At 63.6% G+C, this 18,290-nt stretch carries 17 protein-coding genes; 10 read left to right on the top strand and 7 right to left on the bottom strand.

From position 1 onward, the window contains the following. Positions 1 to 70 precede the first annotated feature (70 nt). The 4 genes from sdhA to ACFCU0_RS14455 all read right to left on the bottom strand — a co-directional run bounded on the left by sdhA (position 71) and on the right by ACFCU0_RS14455 (position 4,308). Positions 71 to 1,813: a succinate dehydrogenase flavoprotein subunit gene (gene sdhA / locus ACFCU0_RS14470; protein ID WP_434974390.1), complete on the bottom strand. Its 1,743-nt coding sequence runs from the start codon at positions 1,811 to 1,813 to the stop codon at positions 71 to 73. Between the two features lie 116 nt (positions 1,814 to 1,929). Further along, positions 1,930 to 2,388 carry a succinate dehydrogenase hydrophobic membrane anchor subunit gene (locus ACFCU0_RS14465; RefSeq protein WP_434974389.1) on the bottom strand — a complete coding sequence of 153 codons (459 nt, stop codon included), beginning with the start codon at positions 2,386 to 2,388 and terminating at the stop codon, positions 1,930 to 1,932. 54 nt (positions 2,389 to 2,442) lie between these two features. Beyond that, complete coding sequence (gene sdhC, locus ACFCU0_RS14460; RefSeq protein ID WP_434974388.1) at positions 2,443 to 2,880, bottom strand: succinate dehydrogenase, cytochrome b556 subunit; 438 nt, start codon at positions 2,878 to 2,880, stop codon at positions 2,443 to 2,445. 270 nt (positions 2,881 to 3,150) lie between these two features. Continuing rightward, positions 3,151 to 4,308, bottom strand: a complete 1,158-nt coding sequence (locus tag ACFCU0_RS14455) for a citrate synthase (protein ID WP_434974387.1) — start codon at positions 4,306 to 4,308, stop codon at positions 3,151 to 3,153. Between the two features lie 1,657 nt (positions 4,309 to 5,965). Here ACFCU0_RS14455 and ACFCU0_RS14450 point away from each other — a divergent pair. The 5 genes from ACFCU0_RS14450 (at position 5,966) to murJ (ending at position 11,870) form a co-directional block, all read left to right on the top strand. Beyond that, entirely contained in the window at positions 5,966 to 7,798 is a 1,833-nt protein-coding gene (locus ACFCU0_RS14450) for an Rne/Rng family ribonuclease (RefSeq protein ID WP_434974386.1), read from the top strand. 203 nt (positions 7,799 to 8,001) lie between these two features. After that, on the top strand, positions 8,002 to 8,388 hold the full coding sequence (locus ACFCU0_RS14445) for a hypothetical protein (RefSeq protein WP_434974385.1): 387 nt from the start codon (positions 8,002 to 8,004) through the stop codon (positions 8,386 to 8,388). Beyond that, positions 8,378 to 9,214 carry an MBL fold metallo-hydrolase gene (locus tag ACFCU0_RS14440; protein WP_434974384.1) on the top strand — a complete coding sequence of 279 codons (837 nt, stop codon included), beginning with the start codon at positions 8,378 to 8,380 and terminating at the stop codon, positions 9,212 to 9,214. Before ACFCU0_RS14445 ends, ACFCU0_RS14440 begins: the two co-directional genes overlap by 11 nt. A 69-nt stretch (positions 9,215 to 9,283) precedes the next feature. Next, on the top strand, positions 9,284 to 9,721 hold the full coding sequence (aroQ, locus tag ACFCU0_RS14435; protein WP_434974383.1) for a type II 3-dehydroquinate dehydratase: 438 nt from the start codon (positions 9,284 to 9,286) through the stop codon (positions 9,719 to 9,721). 379 nt (positions 9,722 to 10,100) lie between these two features. Further along, complete coding sequence (gene murJ / locus ACFCU0_RS14430; RefSeq protein WP_434974382.1) at positions 10,101 to 11,870, top strand: murein biosynthesis integral membrane protein MurJ; 1,770 nt, start codon at positions 10,101 to 10,103, stop codon at positions 11,868 to 11,870. Between the two features lie 132 nt (positions 11,871 to 12,002). On the opposite strand, the gene ACFCU0_RS14425 is transcribed toward murJ, so the two are convergent. Further along, the gene (locus ACFCU0_RS14425) at positions 12,003 to 12,962 is read right to left on the bottom strand and encodes a CHRD domain-containing protein (RefSeq protein WP_434974381.1); all 960 of its coding nucleotides are present in this window, start codon (positions 12,960 to 12,962) and stop codon (positions 12,003 to 12,005) included. 204 nt (positions 12,963 to 13,166) lie between these two features. Here ACFCU0_RS14425 and ACFCU0_RS14420 point away from each other — a divergent pair, with 204 nt between their 5' ends. The 5 genes from ACFCU0_RS14420 (at position 13,167) to ACFCU0_RS14400 (ending at position 17,096) form a co-directional block, all read left to right on the top strand. Next, positions 13,167 to 13,712, top strand: coding sequence for a GNAT family N-acetyltransferase (locus tag ACFCU0_RS14420; RefSeq protein WP_434974380.1), 546 nt, complete (start codon positions 13,167 to 13,169; stop codon positions 13,710 to 13,712). 90 nt (positions 13,713 to 13,802) lie between these two features. Then, the gene (locus tag ACFCU0_RS14415; RefSeq protein WP_434974379.1) at positions 13,803 to 14,279 is read left to right on the top strand and encodes a hypothetical protein; all 477 of its coding nucleotides are present in this window, start codon (positions 13,803 to 13,805) and stop codon (positions 14,277 to 14,279) included. 152 nt (positions 14,280 to 14,431) lie between these two features. Further along, entirely contained in the window at positions 14,432 to 14,992 is a 561-nt protein-coding gene (locus ACFCU0_RS14410) for a YqgE/AlgH family protein (RefSeq protein WP_434974378.1), read from the top strand. A 134-nt stretch (positions 14,993 to 15,126) separates the two neighbouring features. Beyond that, positions 15,127 to 15,630: a YiiD C-terminal domain-containing protein gene (locus ACFCU0_RS14405; protein ID WP_434974377.1), complete on the top strand. Its 504-nt coding sequence runs from the start codon at positions 15,127 to 15,129 to the stop codon at positions 15,628 to 15,630. A gap of 350 nt (positions 15,631 to 15,980) precedes the next feature. After that, the gene (locus ACFCU0_RS14400; RefSeq protein WP_434974376.1) at positions 15,981 to 17,096 is read left to right on the top strand and encodes a vWA domain-containing protein; all 1,116 of its coding nucleotides are present in this window, start codon (positions 15,981 to 15,983) and stop codon (positions 17,094 to 17,096) included. A gap of 126 nt (positions 17,097 to 17,222) precedes the next feature. Here the strand turns inward: ACFCU0_RS14400 and ACFCU0_RS14395 are convergent, their stop codons facing one another. Next, complete coding sequence (locus ACFCU0_RS14395) at positions 17,223 to 17,669, bottom strand: GNAT family N-acetyltransferase (RefSeq protein WP_434974375.1); 447 nt, start codon at positions 17,667 to 17,669, stop codon at positions 17,223 to 17,225. A 96-nt stretch (positions 17,670 to 17,765) separates the two neighbouring features. Next, a partial coding sequence (locus ACFCU0_RS14390; RefSeq protein ID WP_434974374.1) for an endonuclease V occupies positions 17,766 to 18,290 on the bottom strand: 525 nt, incomplete at its 5' end.

Genomic DNA, 18,290 nt, shown 5'->3' with positions numbered 1-18,290 from the left:
CGGTTATCGGGCCGGCGGGCGCTGCGCAAAGCAGGCCGCGCTGCCACCGAAAGCCGCGATTCGACACGTGCTAGTACTTCCGCTCCTTCGGTTCGAAGCGCGTGATGACGACGTCCTTCTCGGCGAACTCGTAGTTGCCGTCGCACTCGCTGTAGAACAGTGTGTGCTTGAGCCAGTCGTCGTCGTTGCGGTTCTGGTAGTCCTCACGCGAGTGTGCCCCGCGACTCTCCGTCCGGCGATGCGCCGAGGCAGCGATGGCCTCCGCGTAGTCGACCATGAAACCGACTTCGATCGCGTCCATCAGGTCGGTGTTGAACTGCTTGCCTTTGTCCTCGACCACGACGTTTTTCGCGCGCTCCCGGATTTCCTGGAGATCGTCGAGGGCGGTCGAAAGCGTTTCGTCGTTGCGGAAGACGGAGACGTTGTCCATCATCGTCTCCTGTAGGTCGTTGCGCACCTTGACGATCGGTTCGCCTTCGTCGCGCGTCACGGACATCAGGCGGTCGAGCTCATTGCGCGTCCACTCTTCCGGGTTCTCCGGCATCGGGGAGTGGGAGCGGCCTTCACCGATCTCCTCGGCCATGGCCATGCCGGCACGACGGCCGAACACGACGAGGTCGATAAGCGAGTTGGTGCCGAGCCGGTTGGCGCCGTGCACGCTCACGCAGCCGCATTCGCCGACGGCGTAGAGGCCCGGGACGGTGCTGCCGCGCGATCCGTCCTCCACCTGCCCGTCTGCGTTCGTCGGAATGCCGCCCATCGCGTAGTGGCAGGTCGGGGCGACCGGGATTGGCTCCTCCTTCGGGTTCACGCCCATGTAGGTGCGTGAGAACTCCGAGATCTCCGGAAGCTTCTTGTCGAGAACGGCGTCGCCGACGTGCGTCAGGTCGAGGTGGACATAGTCTTTACCCTTCACCCCACGGCCTTCGCGGATTTCCTTAAAGATGCACTGGCTGACCATGTCGCGCGGCGCCAGGTCTTTCACGGTCGGCGCGTAGCGCTCCATGAAGCGTTCGCCCTCCGAGTTTCGAAGGATACCCCCCTCACCGCGAGCCCCCTCGGTGATTAGAATGCCGAGCCGATAGAGCCCGGTGGGATGGAACTGAACGAACTCCATGTCCTCCAGCGGGATGCCCTTGCGCATCATGATCGACATGCCGTCGCCGGTCCCTGCGTGGGCGTTGGACGTCGTCTTGAACGCCCGGCCGTAGCCGCCCGTCGCGAAGCAAACGATCTTCGCATGGAAGGTGTGGATTTCACCGGTCAGGATCTCGTACGCCACAACGCCGACGGCCTCGCCGTCTTCGCCGAGGATGAGGTCGAGGACCTGAAACTCGTCGTAGAAGCGAACGCCCTGCTTCGTGCACTGGTCGTACAGCGTGTGCAGGATCGTATGGCCGGTGCGGTCTGCGGCGTGGCAGGCGCGGCGGACCGGGGCTTCTCCGAAGTTACGGGTGTGGCCGCCGAAGCGCCGCTGAGAGATTTTACCCTCCTTGTTTCGGCTGAAGGGCACGCCGTAGTGCTCGAGTTCATAGACCGTCCGAGGAGCGTCTTTGCAGAGCGCCTCGATCGCGTCTTGGTCGCCGAGGTAATCACTTCCCTTAACGGTATCGAAGGCGTGCCACAGCCAGTGGTCTTCCTCCTCATTACCGAGGGCCGCACCGATTCCGCCCTGAGCGGCGCCCGTGTGCGAGCGTAGGGGATGCAGCTTCGAGACGACGGCGACGTCCGCTCCGCCCTCACGGGCATATAGAGCGGACATCAGTCCTGAGCCTCCAGCTCCGACGACGACAACGTCGTGCGTGAAAGTCATAATGTGAGTGGGTGCGAATGATCAGGGGAGGGCAGAAGGTGCGGGTCGGCGTGCCGCGGCCGGTGGGGACGGACGCGAACGCGAGAGGCAGAGGACCGGGCGGCCCGGCGGGTGAATCACCAGCCGGCCGTGATGACCGAGTACAGGCCGATAATGAGCAGCACGAGGGCAACCGACCACGATAAGACGCGTGCCATGACGCGCCCGAGCGGATTTCGGATGTAATCGGTGAGGACGTTGTTCAGACCGTAGAACCCGTGGTGCAGCGCGACGATGAGGAAAAGAATGTTGAATCCTTTCCAGAGCACCGCGTAGACCGGGTCGGCAAGACGCTGCATGACAACGTTGTACGGCGTCACTTCGGCATCCGCACCGAATTTCGCTTTCACGCCGGCAGCGGCCTCATCGGAGTAGGTCGGCAGTTCGCCCTCCTGGGCCACGACGTCCGTGGTCACGGACGCGACGCTGTGATCGTAGTGCTGAACCCAGAAGTGGGTGATGAGCATGAACACGAGGAATGTCCCCGTGATGCGGTGTAAGAACCAGTTGACGGCGTTCGACTTGGACGATGCCATGATGCGAGAGGCTGGGCAGTTGGATCAGGCAGGGGCAGGTAGCGCAGCGACGATCTACACGACGCCGTAGTGCGCAAGAAGCGAGTAGATCGACGGGTACCCGCCGACGGCAATCAGGACGAGAGCGACGGCACCGAGCACGACAAACAACTTCTTTTGCTTCGGGCTCCAGCCGAGAAAGTCGATGAGAACGATTCGGAGACCGTTCATTGCGTGATACACCACAGCAACGAGCAGGCCGAACTCTCCCACCTTATAGATCGGCGCGTGATACTTCGCGATCAGCGCGTTAAATGCGGTGGGATCCGTCAGCGACTTCAGGCCCCAGACGTGAATGATCAGGTAGACGACAAGCCCGACGCCGGTGAGGCGGTGCATCATCCAGGCGAACATGCCGGTTCGGATGCGATAGCGCTGGAAGCGCCCGGAATCTTCGACGACGGACGGTTGCGTGGCTTGCGCCGCAGGGCGTTCTGCGGTTTCGACGGCCATGAGAAAGAGGGGATTGGGTGATGCAGATCAAGAGACCGGTTTCCGGGGTAGAAAGCGGCCGTCACATGTGTGACTGTCGTATGACGTGGTGTCACGTAAGGTTTCAACGAGAAGGCGGCAGAACGGCTGAAAACCGCGGTTGAGACGGCCCTGTTACCGGTCGGTCGCGGAAGCATCTCCGCGCCGGATGGTTCCATCGGCTCGGGACCGTGTAACCGCGGTCCAGACGCGGTGCAACATCTGCGATCTTCGCGCGGATGCGCCTGCAAATTAGCGGTCCTTCACCGGGACGAATGTTTTGCCTTTCGGCCCGACGTATTCAGCGCGCGGGCGGATGAGGCGGTTGTCAGACCATTGCTCGAGCAGGTGTGCCGTCCATCCAGCGGTGCGGCTGAGCGCGAAAATCGGCGTGAACAGGTCGGGGTCGAGCCCGAGCATGTAGTAGGTGGACGCGGAGAAGAAGTCCACGTTCGGGTTAATGTCTTTGTCCCCGATCATGGTATTCATGATTGCAAGGCTGTAGTCGTACCACTTCCGCTGGTTTTTCTCCTCGCTGAGGTCCTCGACCATGTCGCGGAGGATGGCGGCGCGGGGATCCATCGTCGTGTAGACGCGGTGCCCGAAGCCCATCACCTTCTCTTTGTTGGCGAGGCGCTCGCGGACGTATTCGGCCGGGTCGGCTCCCTTCTCGTCGATGTCGAGCAACATGCGCATGACCTCCCGGTTGGCGCCGCCGTGAAGCGGTCCCTTCAGCGCGCCGATAGCACCGCTGACGGCGGAGTACATGTCGGACAGCGTGGAGCCGATCACGCGGCTCGTGAAGGTGGATGCGTTGAGCCCGTGGTCGGCGTGGAGAACCAGGCAGACGTCGAACGTCCGCTCGGCGGCTTCGCCCGGCTTCTCGCCGTTCAGCATATAGAGGAAGTTGTAGGCCATCGATCCCTCATCGAGCGGGGCGACGGGCTCCTGGTCTTTCCGGAGGCGATCGAACGCCGCGATAATGGTCGGCATGGCGGCCAGAAGACGCGTCGCCTTCCGCCGATTGGCCTCTTCTTCCATGACCTCCGCTTCGTCGTCAAAGAAACTGAGCGCGGAGACGGCTGTGCGGAGAACGGCCATCGGATGCGCGGACGCCGGCGCATTCCGGAGAATGTCCAGCACCTCGTCTGGCAGCGCACGGTTCGCCCGAAGGCGATGCTGAAGAGCTTCCAGTTCAGACGCCGTCGGCAGTTCACCATTCCACAGAAGATACACCACCTCCTCGTAGGTCGCGTGCTCGGCGAGGTCCTCGATGGTGTATCCGCGGTAGATCAGCTCCCCTTTCTCACCGTCGATGGACGACAACTCGGATTCGAGCGCAACGACCCCTTTGAGGCCGGGGGCTTTGATGGGAGCGTCTTTTTCTTTGACTGCGTCTTGGTCTGCCATGTCAGGTCGTGCAATTCGTGGGTTCGGTACCGATGCGTTCGACCGTGCAGAGAGCCGGAAGCGGGCGGCTGGGGGAACGAGCGGGTCGACGCCATTCGTGGGGCGCCGAAGGTTCGAGATGTCGTCCCGTCAACATGATGCGATGACCACAGCCGCGACACGGGCGGGGTACTGCACGGGAAAGCTCTGACCGTGGCGGTGCCATGCGTGCCCCGGGAGCTTCCGTAGCGGAGATTCAGGTGGATGGAAAGAACAGGTGCTGCAGAAGGGCAGCAAGGATGGGCGCGTCCAGAGGCCGCCATGACCCGCCGCCGGGGTGCCGCTCCGTCATCCGTTCTCCCTGACCGACAGGGGGCACAGACCGCATCCGGTCGCGCTGGGGATGCGTTGCGTCGGCGGCATGAGGCAAGGAGATCGCGCTCCGGGGCGGTGCGTAAGCCGCGAGGGTCGTCCGAGCCGGGTATCGCGACGGGCCGGACAGGGGTCTGAAGCAAGCGCTTCCGGATCTGCCGACGAGTATCACCCTGTCGTTTGAAAGAGGTGGACTCTCGGCATCACTGCAAAAGCCTCACCGAGTCGCTAGTTTCGAAAACGGTCGTGCCCGGCAGGCGATCCCTGGATCCCGATGCAATAATACGTAATCTTGTCGTCCGACATGCAAGAATTTTGATTTAATCGAACGGGAGGACGCCTCCGTGCCGGTGCCGCGGCTCACAACCGGCTCACTGCGCCGGCACGCCTCGTTCGTTCGATCCTGCGAGAATCGATTGTGAAAGGAATGGGATCATTTTGGGGCAACAGGCGATATTCAGTATCCATCGCCGCTTTCCATCCCCGGCGCGTCGTATTAGTGTTCGGGGTGAGAGGGATTCTCCGTCACCTGTCCGCATCCGCTGGCAGGCAGGCAGTAGCCTGTACTCGGCGGCTCCGCATGCCCCGGCGATCGACGCTCCGCGTAGATCGTGCTGCATGTCGAGCAAGAGCCGACGTGATGGATGTGCTGGCGAAGTGCGAGGCCGGTCGCTCTGCACGGCAGTAGCGCGGCCCCGTTTCCTGCAGCACACGAGGTCGGGCGCATTCGTTTCGCCTTCTCGCCTCTCTGCGGCACCCTCGAACCTGACATGCTCACGAGCGAATCCGTGCCTGCCTTGCATCCGGAGCAGTAAACCACCGTCCCGCCGCGTCCCGGACGACCGCCGAAGCGCCTCTGGCGCCGCTCGCTGCCGCCCCGGATCGGCCTGATGCGTGAACGTCTGCCCCGACCGGCACCCTTCCTGCTTGTTCTGCCTGCGCAGCCTGCGGTCGTCACTTCGATCGCCCCGGCGCGCAGGGCTCCGCGCCTTGTCCGCGCCCGGCTTGCCTGCTGCGACATTTATGTCGCCTCGACAGGTCCCTCGCCCGGGCATCTTCGGACGGCGGCGCGCGCCAACCCCGACCCATTGACATCTCGTTTCGACCTTCAACCGCTGGCCGTGTCCGTGATCGTCCGCCCGCTCGGGCCCGATCGCGCCGACTGCGTCCCCTGCGCTGCTTCGCAGGTGGTCTGGAGGCCTGCGTCTCGGCGGATCGGCTCTTCGGTCCGCCCGGATAGACGGTGTCGTGCGTCCGGGGCATCCCCAGGACTGGCAGGGGACAACGGCACACATTCAACCCCTATATGTCGAAAGAAATTGTTGTAAACGTAGAAGAAAGCCGGACCCGCATCGCCATCGTCGAAGACGGCAAGCTGGCCGAGCTTTACATCGAAAACGCCGAAAACAAGCGCACCATCGGCAACATGTACCTGGGGCGGATCCGCAAGGTGATGCCCAGCATCCAGGCTGCCTTCGTCGACATTGGCCAGGAGCAGGACGCCTTTCTTCACTTCTCCGACCTGTCCGACAATCTCGGAGCACTTGTTGAATTCTTGGACGCCGACGAACCGCGCGTCGAACATGTCGACCTCGAGAAGCAGGAGGGCAATCGGCCCGATCTCCGTCGGGGACAAGAAATCCTCGTCCAGGTGACGAAGGAGCCCATCTCCAACAAAGGAAGTCGAATTTCGACCGACCTCTCCCTCGCGGGCCGCTTCCTCGTGCTCGTCCCCCTTCAGCGGTATGTGGCGGTCTCGCGCAAGATCACCGAGGAGAAGGAGCGACGCCGCCTCAAGGCGCTGGCATCGAGCCTCGTCCCGGAAGGCTTCGGCGTCATCGTCCGGACCGTCGCCGAAGGCCGCGACGCGAAGTCGCTGGACAAGGATCTGAAGCTGCTGATGGAGCGCTGGCGTCGCGCGGAAGAAAAGCTACCGTCGGTCGATGCCCCGGCCCTCGTTCATGAAGACGTGGACATGGCGTCGTCCATCATCCGCGATCAATTCTCGGACGATTACGACCGCATCCTGGTCGATCACAAGCCGCTCTTCCACAGCATCCGGAGCTACGTACGCGCCGTCGCGCCGAAGATGGTCGACCGCGTCGAGCTCCACGACGAAAACAACGATCCCGTCTTCGAGGCGGCGGACATTCAGCGCGGAGCCGATCGCGCGTTCAAGGACCGCGTCGAGCTGCCGTCCGGCGGCTACCTCTTCATCGAGAGGACCGAGGCGATGCACGTCATCGACGTGAATTCTGGCCGGTCGGGTCGCGGTAAGTCGCAGTCGCAGAACTCCCTGGACGTGAATCTCGAGGCGGCGCGCGTCATCGTCCGTCAGATTCGTCTGCGCGATCTCGGTGGCATTATCGTGGTCGACTTCATTGACCTCCGGGACGAGAAGGACCGTAAGAAGGTCTACGACGAGATCAAGAAAGGCTTCAAGGACGACCGCGCGGTGACCAAGGTCCTGCCGATGAGCGACTTCGGGCTGGTCGAAATTACGCGCCAGCGCCTCCGTCCCAGCCTCACGACGGCGTTTTCGTCGGCCAACGGCGAGTCGTCCTCGGACGATAGCCGCTCGGATGACGACGGCGGTAACCGTCGCGTCGAACGGCAGCTTCAGCGCGTGGAAATGCAGCTGGAGGAAAGCCGCCAGGCGGTCAAGCAGAAAGAGCGTGAGATCGAGAAACTCCGCCAGAAAGCAGACGACAGCAGCGGCCCCGATGAGTCGGAGCTGCAGAGCCTGCGCGATAAGTTGAAGCACTACCAGCGCGAGGCCCGCGAAGCCGAGAAACGCGCGGAGAAGGCAGAAGAGAAGGCCCGCAACGCGGCGAAATCGTCCGACGCCGGATCCAAGACCGTACCCGCGTCGTCGGGCGATGGCGTCGCGGTGGACCCGGAGCAGGTCGTGCATTCCATCGAGAAATGGGTGGAATCCCATCGTAGCGACCGCCGGGCTGTCACGCTTCACGTCCACCCGTTCACCGCGGCCTTTCTGCACCGTCCGGTTCCGAGCTACCAGACGAAGTGGTTCATGAAGTACTACGTGCGGGTCCATATCGAATCGGATCCTACGATGTCGCCGCTCGATTACCGGTTCGTGGACACCCGCACCGGCTCCGTTCTGGAGGAAGCGTGACGCCGTTTCCGTTCTGCTGATCCGCCGGCCGATGACCGAGTGATTCTGGGGGATCTAGGCCAGCTTCGGCCTCGCCGGTGCACTGGTGTGCACAGACCGCACAGGCCCGTCCGGCCTGCCCAAGGATTGTATGCCCTTGCCCTAAACGCCGGTACCCGGTTAAAGACCGACGTATCGTTTTTCGAGATGGATCGATCGACCGAATGAAGACGACCACCGTTCTTGAAGAGCTCGAACAGGCGGCCGAACAGCTTGGCTACGTCGTACGCCGGGAGAAAGGCAATTTTCGCGGCGGGGTCTGCACGATCGACGGGGAGGCGATCATCATGCTTAACAAGCGGCACATTCCGGACGTGCAGCTTGTCGTCCTCGCGGACAGCCTCCGCGATGCCCCGGTCGATACGATCTACCTGAAGCCGGCCGTCCGGGACGCGCTCGAGGACGCCTGGGCCCAGCTCGACGCGCGGGAAGTGGCAGCCGATACCCCCGGCGACGGCACCGACGCGGATGATGGCGCAGGGTCGGACGGGAAAGGTGCGGCGGAGGCGGAAGCTCCGGATGAGGCCGGGGAGGTGCCGCATGCCGGATGATTTCACCGTTACGCTGCTGGGAACGGGTACGTCCACGGGCGTTCCGGTGATCGGCTGCGACTGCGAGGTGTGCCGCTCCGACGATCCTCGCGACACACGAACGCGTTGCGCCTGCTACATCGATACGGGCGACGTCACCCTGCTAATCGACACCGGCCCGGACTTTCGCGCGCAGATGCTCCGTGAAGACCTGACGCGGGTCGATGCGGTGCTGTACACGCACCACCACTTCGACCACATCGCCGGGCTCGACGATCTGCGGCCATTCTTTTTCTGGAACCGCCGGCCCATGCCGTGCTTCGGCCACCCGGCGACCGTCCGGGCGCTGACGGACAAGTACGACTACGTCTTCGGCAGGAACCCATATCCCGGCGCGGCCGATCTGTCCCTCTGCTCGGTCGAAGACACGTTCTACGTGCCCACCCGGCAGCCGCCGCTACCGCGCGGGACCGATCCCGCCGAGCTTCCCCGCCGCGACACACAGGTGGCCGTCGACCCCATCCTTCTCTATCACGGTAGCATGCCGGTATATGGCTACCGGGTCGGCGGATTTGCCTATCTCACGGACGTCAATCGGATCCCCGATACCAGTCTCGACCGGCTTGCCGGCCTCGACACGCTGGTCCTCGACGCCCTCCGCCCGAGCCCGCATCCGACCCACTTCTCATTCGATCAGGCCGTGGAGGTGGCCCGGGCGATCGGCGCGCGGCAAACGTACTTTATCCACATGACGCACAACGTTCTGCACGCGGAACAGGAAGACCGCCTGCCAGGCGACATCCACCTCGGCTACGACGGCCTGAAGATCCACGTCCCTGTCTCCTGACCCGTAGCGCCTTGCCGTCGGCGTTCCGCAGCCCGTCCGCTCCTCCATCCACCCGACCCGACAGACATCGTGAAGCTGCTCCTACTGAACGGCCCGAATCTTAACCTCCTCGGGACGCGCGAACCCGACGTGTACGGCCACGAGACGCTGGACGACGTCGAATCGGCCCTCCGGGAGGCCTTTCCCGACGTCGATTTTGCATTTCGACAGGAGAATAGCGAAGGAGCGCTGATCGACCACCTGCACACCGCCCACCGGCGCGAACTTAACGGCGTCGTGTTCAATCCGGCCGGCTACACTCACACCTCCGTCGCTCTCCGGGACGCCGTCGCGTCGATCGATGTGCCGGTCGTGGAGGTCCATCTCTCGAACGTGCATGCCCGGGAAGACTTCCGGCGAACCTCACGCATCGCACCCGTTTGCATCGGGCAGATCAGCGGCCTCGGCACCCGCGGCTATCATCTCGCCGTCCGTTACCTCGTGAACGAGTCGGGGTCCAGGGGGTGAGAAAGGGGAAGGGGTGAAGGTGTGAACGGGGGAGGCAAGCCGAATCGTGCGGGCGGATGCTGCACACCGTTTCCCGTCGGGTTGCACACCATTTTGGAACGAGCACCATTCCCAATCACCAATTTGCAACGCTCGGGCGGACGAGCGCCTCGTGACAGGCGTGCCGTTGAGACCGTCGAGATGCCGGATCGGGGTCCGGCATGACGTGCCACGCACCCGTGGGGTGCCATTCCCGGCGACCTCAATCCCAAATCCCCCGTCCACAATTCAATCCCCGATCCATTCCCCGAACGCACCAACGAAGGTTGTTGATTGACGCCGTCACCTGCCGGCGTTAGGTTAGCGTTCGTCCATCTCCTGCGCACCCCTCCCCTCGCCTATGTCGCCCTCCGAATCCGCCGATCGGCCCGACCCGTCGACGCAGGCGTCCGGGGCGGAGGCGGAGGAACCGGCTGCCGGTGCATCTTCGTCGCCGTCCGACCACGCGGCCGCGCCCGACCACGCGGCTTCGTCCGGCGGCGCATCGCTGGTCGCCGGAGGTATCCTGACCAGCCGCATCACCGGGCTGCTCCGTGAGCGCGTCCTCGCCTATTTTTTCGGCGTGAGCGCCGTCATGGATGTCTGGACCGTGGTCTTCCGCGTGCCCAACATCCTGCAGAACCTGCTCGGTGAAGGCACCATTTCGGCGGCCTTCATCCCGACGTACAGCCGGCTCATCGAGGAGGAGCGGTACGACGTCGCAGGACGGTTTGCCGGGGCCATCTTCGGACTGCTCCTTGCCACCGCATCCGCTATCGCGGCGCTCGGCATCATCTTCGCCGAACCGATCGTCGCGGTGTCCGCTCCGGGTTTCCTCGACGACGCAGCAAAGGTGTCCGCCGGAACGCTCGATGTGGACCGGTTCGCCCTCTCGGTCCAGGGGATCAAGCTCATCTTCCCGATGACGGGGGTGCTCGTCCTCTCGGCCTGGGCGCTCGGCGTGCTGAATAGCCATCGCCGGTTCTTCGTACCCTACGTCGCGCCCGTGCTCTGGAACGTGGCGATTATGGCCGCCCTTGCAGGTGGTGCGCTGTACGCGGCCGGCGGCTTTCTGCCGACCGGATACGATACCGACATGCTCTCGTATCTCCTGCTGATCGGATGCGGCGGGGCCTTTGCCGGTGGCGTGCTCCAGTTCGCGGTGCAGCTCCCGTTCGTTGCCCAGGTCATGCCGTCGTTTTCGTTCTCGTTTTCCACGCGGGTGGAGGGCGTCCGCGATGCCATACGCGCGGTGGGCCCCGTCATCGCCGGTCGCGGCGTGGCGCAGGTGTCCGCGTTCGTGGATCAGGTCCTGGGTTCGGCGTACCTGCTGGCCGGGGGACTCAGCGCCCTCCGCTTCGGCCTGCTCCTCTACATGCTGCCGATCAGCCTCTTCGGGATTTCAGTGACGGCCGCGGAGCTACCAGAGCTTTCACGTCTCACCGGCGACCGTGTCAACGCCTTCGTGGACCGATTAAAACGGTCGCTCGGCCAGCTCGCCTTCCTCACGGTACCGACCGTCATCGGCTACCTGGCCCTGGGCTATCTCGTGGTCGGGGCGCTGCTGCGAACGGGGCAGTTCGGCGTGCAGGATCAGTGGCTCGTGTACTTCACCCTCGTATCCTACACGATCGGCATTCTCGCGACCAGCATGTCGCGTCTCCTGCAGAACGCCTTCTACGCGATCGGCAATACGGCCACACCGGCCCGGCTTGCGGTCGTGCGCGTCGTAGTATCGGTGGCCGTCGCCTTTCCGGCCATCTTCTGGTTCCGCGAGTTTACCGTGCCGGGCGTCACGGGCATCGTGTTTGAGAGTCGGACCCTGTCGCTCGGAGCGATGGGATTGGGGGTGGGCGCGTCCGTCGCTGCCTGGCTGGAGCTGGGTGGACTTGTCTGGGCCCTGAAGCGAGACCTCCCCGTTCGGGTCCCGTGGGCTCGTATCCTTCGGATGAGCCTTCTCGCCATCGTTGCTCTTCTACCGGCGCTCGGAGTCTGGTGGTGGATTCCGGGTGCGCCGCTTATTGTCCTCGCGGTAGCGGTCGGCGGCGTCTACGCCGGCACGTACCTGGGTCTGGCCTACCTGCTCGGTTTTTCCGAGCTCGACCCGTGGATCCGGCGGCTCCGGATGTAAGCTGAGCGAGGAAACGGGGCGTCGTTTCGGAGCGGCCTGATCGCTCTCACACGGCGTGTGGCACGTATAAAAAGCGTCCCGCCGGGAGCACCCGACGGGACGCGATGCAACAGGCGAAACGTGTGTTGCCCCTTAGTAGCGGCCTCCGCCTCCGTTGCCGCTATCGCCGTCATCGTCGCCCCCTCCCGAGGCCGCCGAGGCGTTTGCACCGATATTACCCTGGGAGACGACCGCGCCGAGATTGGCCAGGCTCTCGTGAATGTTCACGTATCCATCGTAGGTCTCGAGGTCACCGATCGGCCGGTTCACGAGCTTGGAGCTTTTCGCGGCCGGGTCCGAGCCGTCGATCGGACTCAGGTAGATCGCGATCGGACCGCCCGTCGACGCATCATTGTCGTGGATGTGGGCCGGATGGGACACGCTCGCTCCCGTCGCACCGCTGAGGTCGAGGGACAGCGTAACGAGCGTCAGGTCGGTCGTCACCTCTCGGAAGGTGACGTCACCGGCGATGCCGCTCGGGGCTGCGTTGCCATTGTTCTGATTGGCGCCGAGGTCGTACGTGAGGGTCTGGCCGCCGCCCTCCACGAGGTCGAGACCTTCCGTGACCGTGGCGTCGGCATTTGCACCGATGTTACCCTGCGAAACGATCGTCCCGAGGTTCGCAACGCTTTCGTGGATGTTGACGTAGCCGTCGAAGTCGGCGAGCGCGTCGAACGACTCGTCGATCACGCGAGCGCTCGTGCCTCCGCCGCCGCTACCGTCGATCGGGGACAGGTAGAACGCGATCGGGCCGGATTCGGCCGCGCTGTTCTGGTGAATGTGAGCAGGGTGGGAGACGTCGGCGCCCGTAGCTCCGTCCGTGAGCTCCAGCGTGACGAGCGTCTGCGAATCGCTGAGCTCCCAGAAGGTCACCGTTCCGTCGACGCCCGAAGGGATAGCCCCGGAGTTCGACTGCGCGGCGAGCGGATAGCTAACCTGGCGGAGCGGCTCTTCGTCCATGCCGGAGTCGCTGCTGTCGCAACCGGCCAGTGGGAGCACCGCCAGAAGCAAGAGCGCAGCGAAGGCGCGGAGGGTGGGTGCGGGAAAAGTCATGGTGAGGTCACACAGGTGAGGAGATGGGCACGTACTTCGAGGTATGGATACGTCACAACGCTCTGGCAGCGTACACGGGTTGTGACCGGGCTGTTATCGGTGTATGGTGATTGTGAAGGCCCTGGCATATTGGAACGAAAGGCCGCCCGACCGATCGATGCGTTGGCGATAGCACGCGATTCCTCCAATTTTATCGACCACTTTATGAATCTCAGAGTTGCCTGTTCGTCCGACCTTTCTGCCATCGTCCGGATATACAATCAGGCAATCCGGCAAGGGCAGGGCGAGGGCGACCAGCCCGTGACCGCCTTTCGTGAGCCACTGACCGTCTCGGACCGCCGCGAGTGGTTCGACCGGCACGACGCGGGCGTGCACCCCATCTGGGTTGCCGAGCGGACGGGGGATGTCGCCGGATGGTGCAGCCTGAGTCCGTACCGGGCCGGGCGGGCAGCGCTGAGAAAGGCAACCGAAATCAGCTACTACGTGGATGTTCGCCATCGACGAAACGGCGTGGCATCGGCGCTGGTGGACTGTGCCCTAAGAACGGCGCCGGATCTCGGGTTTGACACCGTGATTGCTGTGCTGCTCGAAGGCAATCGCGCCAGCGTCGGACTCCTGAAGCAGTGTGGCTTCGCTGAGTGGGGCCGCCTCCCGCAACTGGTCGCATTCGACGACCGGCGCTTCGACCACCTCATCTACGGCCGGCACATCGGGCCGCTCGACGATTCAATTGCGGATGTTGCCGGTTGACGCGTACCTTGGTGGCACCGGCTCCCCTCAGCATCGCAACCGGTGGGGCCGGTGACCTGCTTCCTTTCCGCCCCTCTCGCCGAATTCGTCATGGGCCGCATTGTCCGTACCGGCTCAACGCCCGCGAAGCGCCGGCACCAGCACCGCCGATCCTGTGCCGAGGTTCTTCGCCTGCTCGCAAAGCGCAACCTGGCCGGCGGATTCGACCGGGAAGCGCGGGACATGGTCGCTTTCCTGGTGTGGAACCTGCACGGCATCTTCCGGACGATCGACGAGAGCGCGCATGCATGGGATGAGAAAGGATACTGGCGCCGCGCAGAAGGGCTTCGCGACCGGTGGCTGTGGGCGCAAACGGCGGCGCGTGAACTCGAAGACCTGATCCGGGCCGAGCGCTGGACGGACGTTGCGCCCATGCTCGTGACCCTGATTCCGCACTTTCAGGACGTGACTGTTCGTTCCATCACTCGCAATGCCGATTGGTGGTGCGGCGCCCACCGGGCGCTCGTGAACGATTCAGGCTCGACGACCCCTGCCGGCGGTGCGTTCGATTCATCCCGCACCTCGTAAACAGGCAAGATCAGCGTCGCCCGGCGGTTACGGATGGCGCGGCCTTTGCCCGTTGTCTTCTCCCGTGAACTTCGGTTCTTTCGTGACCTCCAGCGACCGGAATCGCTGCGCCGTCCTTTCTTTCTGTCTGCTTCGAGTACAACGCCAAACGTATGGCTTCCTCTTCGCCGCTTTCCCCGGGTACGATGCTCGTGGCCGCTCCGATGATGCAGGACCCCAACTTCCACCGGTCGGTGATCCTCCTGTGTGAGCACGGCGAGAACGGCACATTCGGCCTCATCCTGAACCGGCCGCTCGACATGAAACTCGGCGACGTCATGGAGGAGTTTTTCGCCTACGACCCGCCGGTTCATTTGGGCGGCCCCGTTCAGCGGAATACGCTTCACTACGTGCACCGCCGACCGCAGGATGTACCGGAAGGCGTGACGCTGACCGGGGGCGTCGTCTGGGGCGGCGATTTTGAGTCGCTGAAAACGATCGTTCGGACCGGCGATATGGAGCACGACGACGTCCGGTTCTTTCTCGGGTATGCTGGGTGGTCGCCGGGGCAGCTTCAGGAGGAGGTCGACGAGGGGGCCTGGATCCCCACCTCCATCGTGCCAGATCTGGTATTCGACCCGGGCGTTGAGCAGCTCTGGCGCGAAGTGCTGCGACGAATGGGGGGCGAGTATGCGCTCCTGTCGACCTTTCCGGACGATCCGCGCATGAATTAGGCGGTGCGGTCGGTATTCGGAGCCGGAAGGCGTAAAAATCGCATTTCCGGAGAAACGCGATTCGAACACGCACGTTGGAGCCGTCCGTTTTAGAGAGAGTTCAGCATTATCCAGGCGAACCACCCGCGCGGTCCATGTCGTTTTCCGATTCCTTTCTGTCGCAAGAGGCGATGCAGAAGCTTGAGGCGATGATCGTCGAAGAGATGCCGATCACGAAACACCTCGAGTTCTCCCTGGCCGCTGAGTCGGACGGGAAGCTACGTGCCTCCGCCCCGCTGAAGCCGAATGCGAATCACATGGGAACAGCGTTTGGAGGAAGCCTCAGTATGCTTGCCACGGTCACGGGATGGGCCATGATGCACCAACTGGTGCAGGATACCGTGGAGGACATGAAGCGGCGCGTGGAGGTGATCATCCAGGAGGGGGACATCGAATATATTAAACCGGTCCGCGACAATATTTCCGTCATCTGCGAGCGCCCGGATGACGATACCATCGAACGGTTTCAGAACATGCTGGACCGCTGGGGGCGCGCCCGGCTCGACCTGAAGTGCAAGATTGACGCAGCCGGCGAGCGCGCGGTCACGTTCATCGGGCGCTACGTGGCGCTGGCGGAAGACGAGGCCCCGATGAAGTAAGCAACGGCATGACCCGTTCGGGTCGACGGAACGTACCGGTTTACATTTCTTGAGCTGTTTCAGAAAGCCCCGCCTGTCGGGGCTTTTTCTATGGGCTGACATGAGGTGATGGATCAGGGCAGGCCGGTAGCACTCCCCGCGCGATGATTCCGGGACCGGGCAATGCCGTGGCCCGCTGTAGAAGCCGGAAACCGGGGGAAGCGGAGATTTTCCCCGCGTGGCGTGTCCGGTTGTCGGTGTCTTTTACGCCTCAACACATCGACGGGCAGTACCACAGACCGTCACCTACCTCTTCGCGGCCAGATTGAGCGTGCCGCGAATCCCCCCATTCTCATAGATCTGTACTCGAGATGTATACCGCTACTTCTCCGGCGCGGTGGACAATGCTCCTCGCGCTTCTCGTATTCGTGTTTTCTGGTTGTGACTCCAACGATTCCAGTGCGCCACCCGTCGATGAGGTGGTCGTGATCGGGACGCAGGTTGAAAACGACTTTCTCAATTCCGGCGAGTTCGGCCTGTCGGCTACGCCGCTCGACGAAAGCGGAACAGGCATTATTTCGGACCAGGTGAAGGCCGAGGTGTCCGTCAACGGGCCCGGCACGTCCGCTGCTCTTTCCGCCAAATCCGACGGCGGGCTCAGCGGGCAGGTTACGCTGCAGCGCCTGAACGATGCAAGTGGCAATCCGCTGGCCGTTGTCGTAAACATCGACGGAAGCGGCAGCATGAACACGACGGATCCCCAGCGCCTGCGCGTGGACGGTGCCAAAGCGTTCGTCGACCAGCTTGAAGGCGCGGGCGTCAACTACGAGGTGGCGATGGCGACCTACGACGGCGAAACGCCCAGCCTTAACCTGAGTGACACCCGCATGCTGCTGGATTTCAGCAACGATGCGACCGCGCTGAAGGACTCGAGCGACCTCGTGGAGTCGAGCGGTACCACGCCGACGTACGAGTCTCTCGCCGAGCTTCTGATTTACTCGGAAGACCAGCGCCCCGCCAGCAATCACGAGAAAGCGATCGTACTGCTCTCGGACGGCGCGCCAAACTCCACCGTGCTTCGGGATAGCGTCTGCGCCGACGCACAGCGGAAGGAGTCCCCGATTTACTCGATTGGCCTCGGCCCGGCCTCCGATCTCGCTCCGGCGACGGATCAGGATCCGTCCGCGATCGAAGAAATGCGTTCCGTGTCGCGCTGCTCCGGCGGTGCCTACGCGGGCATCGACCCCGACAGTGCGGCAGCGTCGACGGACGAGATCTACCGCGCGATGGCGACCGGCACCTCGAAGGGCTCGATCGTCTTCCTCGTTTCGTTCGACCCGGCCGATCTGCAGCAGCACTTCAGCCCGGGCGATCGCCTGACGGGCACGCTCTCGCTGACGGTCGGCGGTCAGACCGCGGGAGGCGACTTCTCGTTCACCGTGCCGGATCCCAGCGCGTCGCTGAACTACCAGTACACGGGTGAGTAGTGCCGTACGGCGGCGCTCATCTGCGATACCGGCTCCCCGGACGGGGAGACAGCGGGCGGCTTCCTCCGGGGAGTCGCCCGTTTGTTGTTCACGGAGGTGAACCGACGAGGCCGGTTCAAGGGCAACTCACAGCATTTCCTCGTACATCCGATACGGGGTTTCCTCCATCCCGAGCGTGCGGTATGCGTCCCGGGCCGCTGCGTTATCCTTCTCAACGTAGAGGCGAAGCCCGCAGACGTCCGCTTCTGCCCGGGCTCGGTCTTTGACCTCCGCGTAGAGCGCCGAGTATACGCCCTGGCGTCGGGCGTCCGGTCGAACGTAAACGCTCTGTACCCACCAGAAGGTGCCGTCGCGCCAGTCGCTCCATTCCGTGGTGATCATGAGAGAGCCGACGACCCGGTCCTCGCGTTCCGCGACAAGGTAGAACCCCTTGTCCGCGTTCAGAAGAAGGGTTCGGACGCCGGAGCGGAGCGCGTCCAGGTTCAGGGATTTGTCCTCTGTTTCGGCGGCCATCGCCCGGTTGAACGCAACCAGCGTTTCGGCATCAGACCGTTCTGCTCTTCGGATATGCATGGGAATACGGTCGGTTTAGAGTTCAGCGTTCAGCCGGCACATCGCCGGTCCATGGGCGACCGGCGCGACAAGGTGTTCGACGTGCGGGGTCCGCGTTCAGGCTTCTGAGGTACGGCTGAGGCGGTGGGCGTGGCGGGTGGTTTCGGGGATTTTGTAGCGGGGTGAGCACAGGAGGGTCAGGTCGACGGCCTCTTCAAGCGTGATGCGATGGCCGACGCTGACATAAACAGGGTTGACGTTCGCCCGGGTACGGAGCGCGACCCCGACCTGTTCGTCGTCTGCGATTAGCGGGATGGTACTTCCCTTCGCCGGGGAGAGGTCGCCCGAGGGGGTACCGGTCAGAAGCGATTTGGCGACGCCAAAGGTCGGGTGGTCCAGCAAGACGCCGAGATGACACGCCAGGCCGAACCGGCGCGGATGGGCGCGTCCCTGGCTGTCGGTCACCAGCACGTCCGGCAGCGCGCCCATCTCGCGATCGACCTGCTCCAGCGCCGGGAGCAGGGCGGGCATTTCGCGAAAGCTGAGGTAGCCGGGCACGTACGGGAAGGGCGTCGGACAGCGGTGCACCGCTTCGGCGACCACGGACAGGTCGGGAAGGGAAAGCACGCTCACGGCGGCCTG

Origin of the sequence: Longibacter sp., from assembly GCF_051155795.1 — a bacterium.
Lineage (GTDB): Bacteria > Bacteroidota > Rhodothermia > Rhodothermales > Salinibacteraceae > Longibacter.
This window is presented reverse-complemented; position numbering and strand designations above follow the sequence as displayed.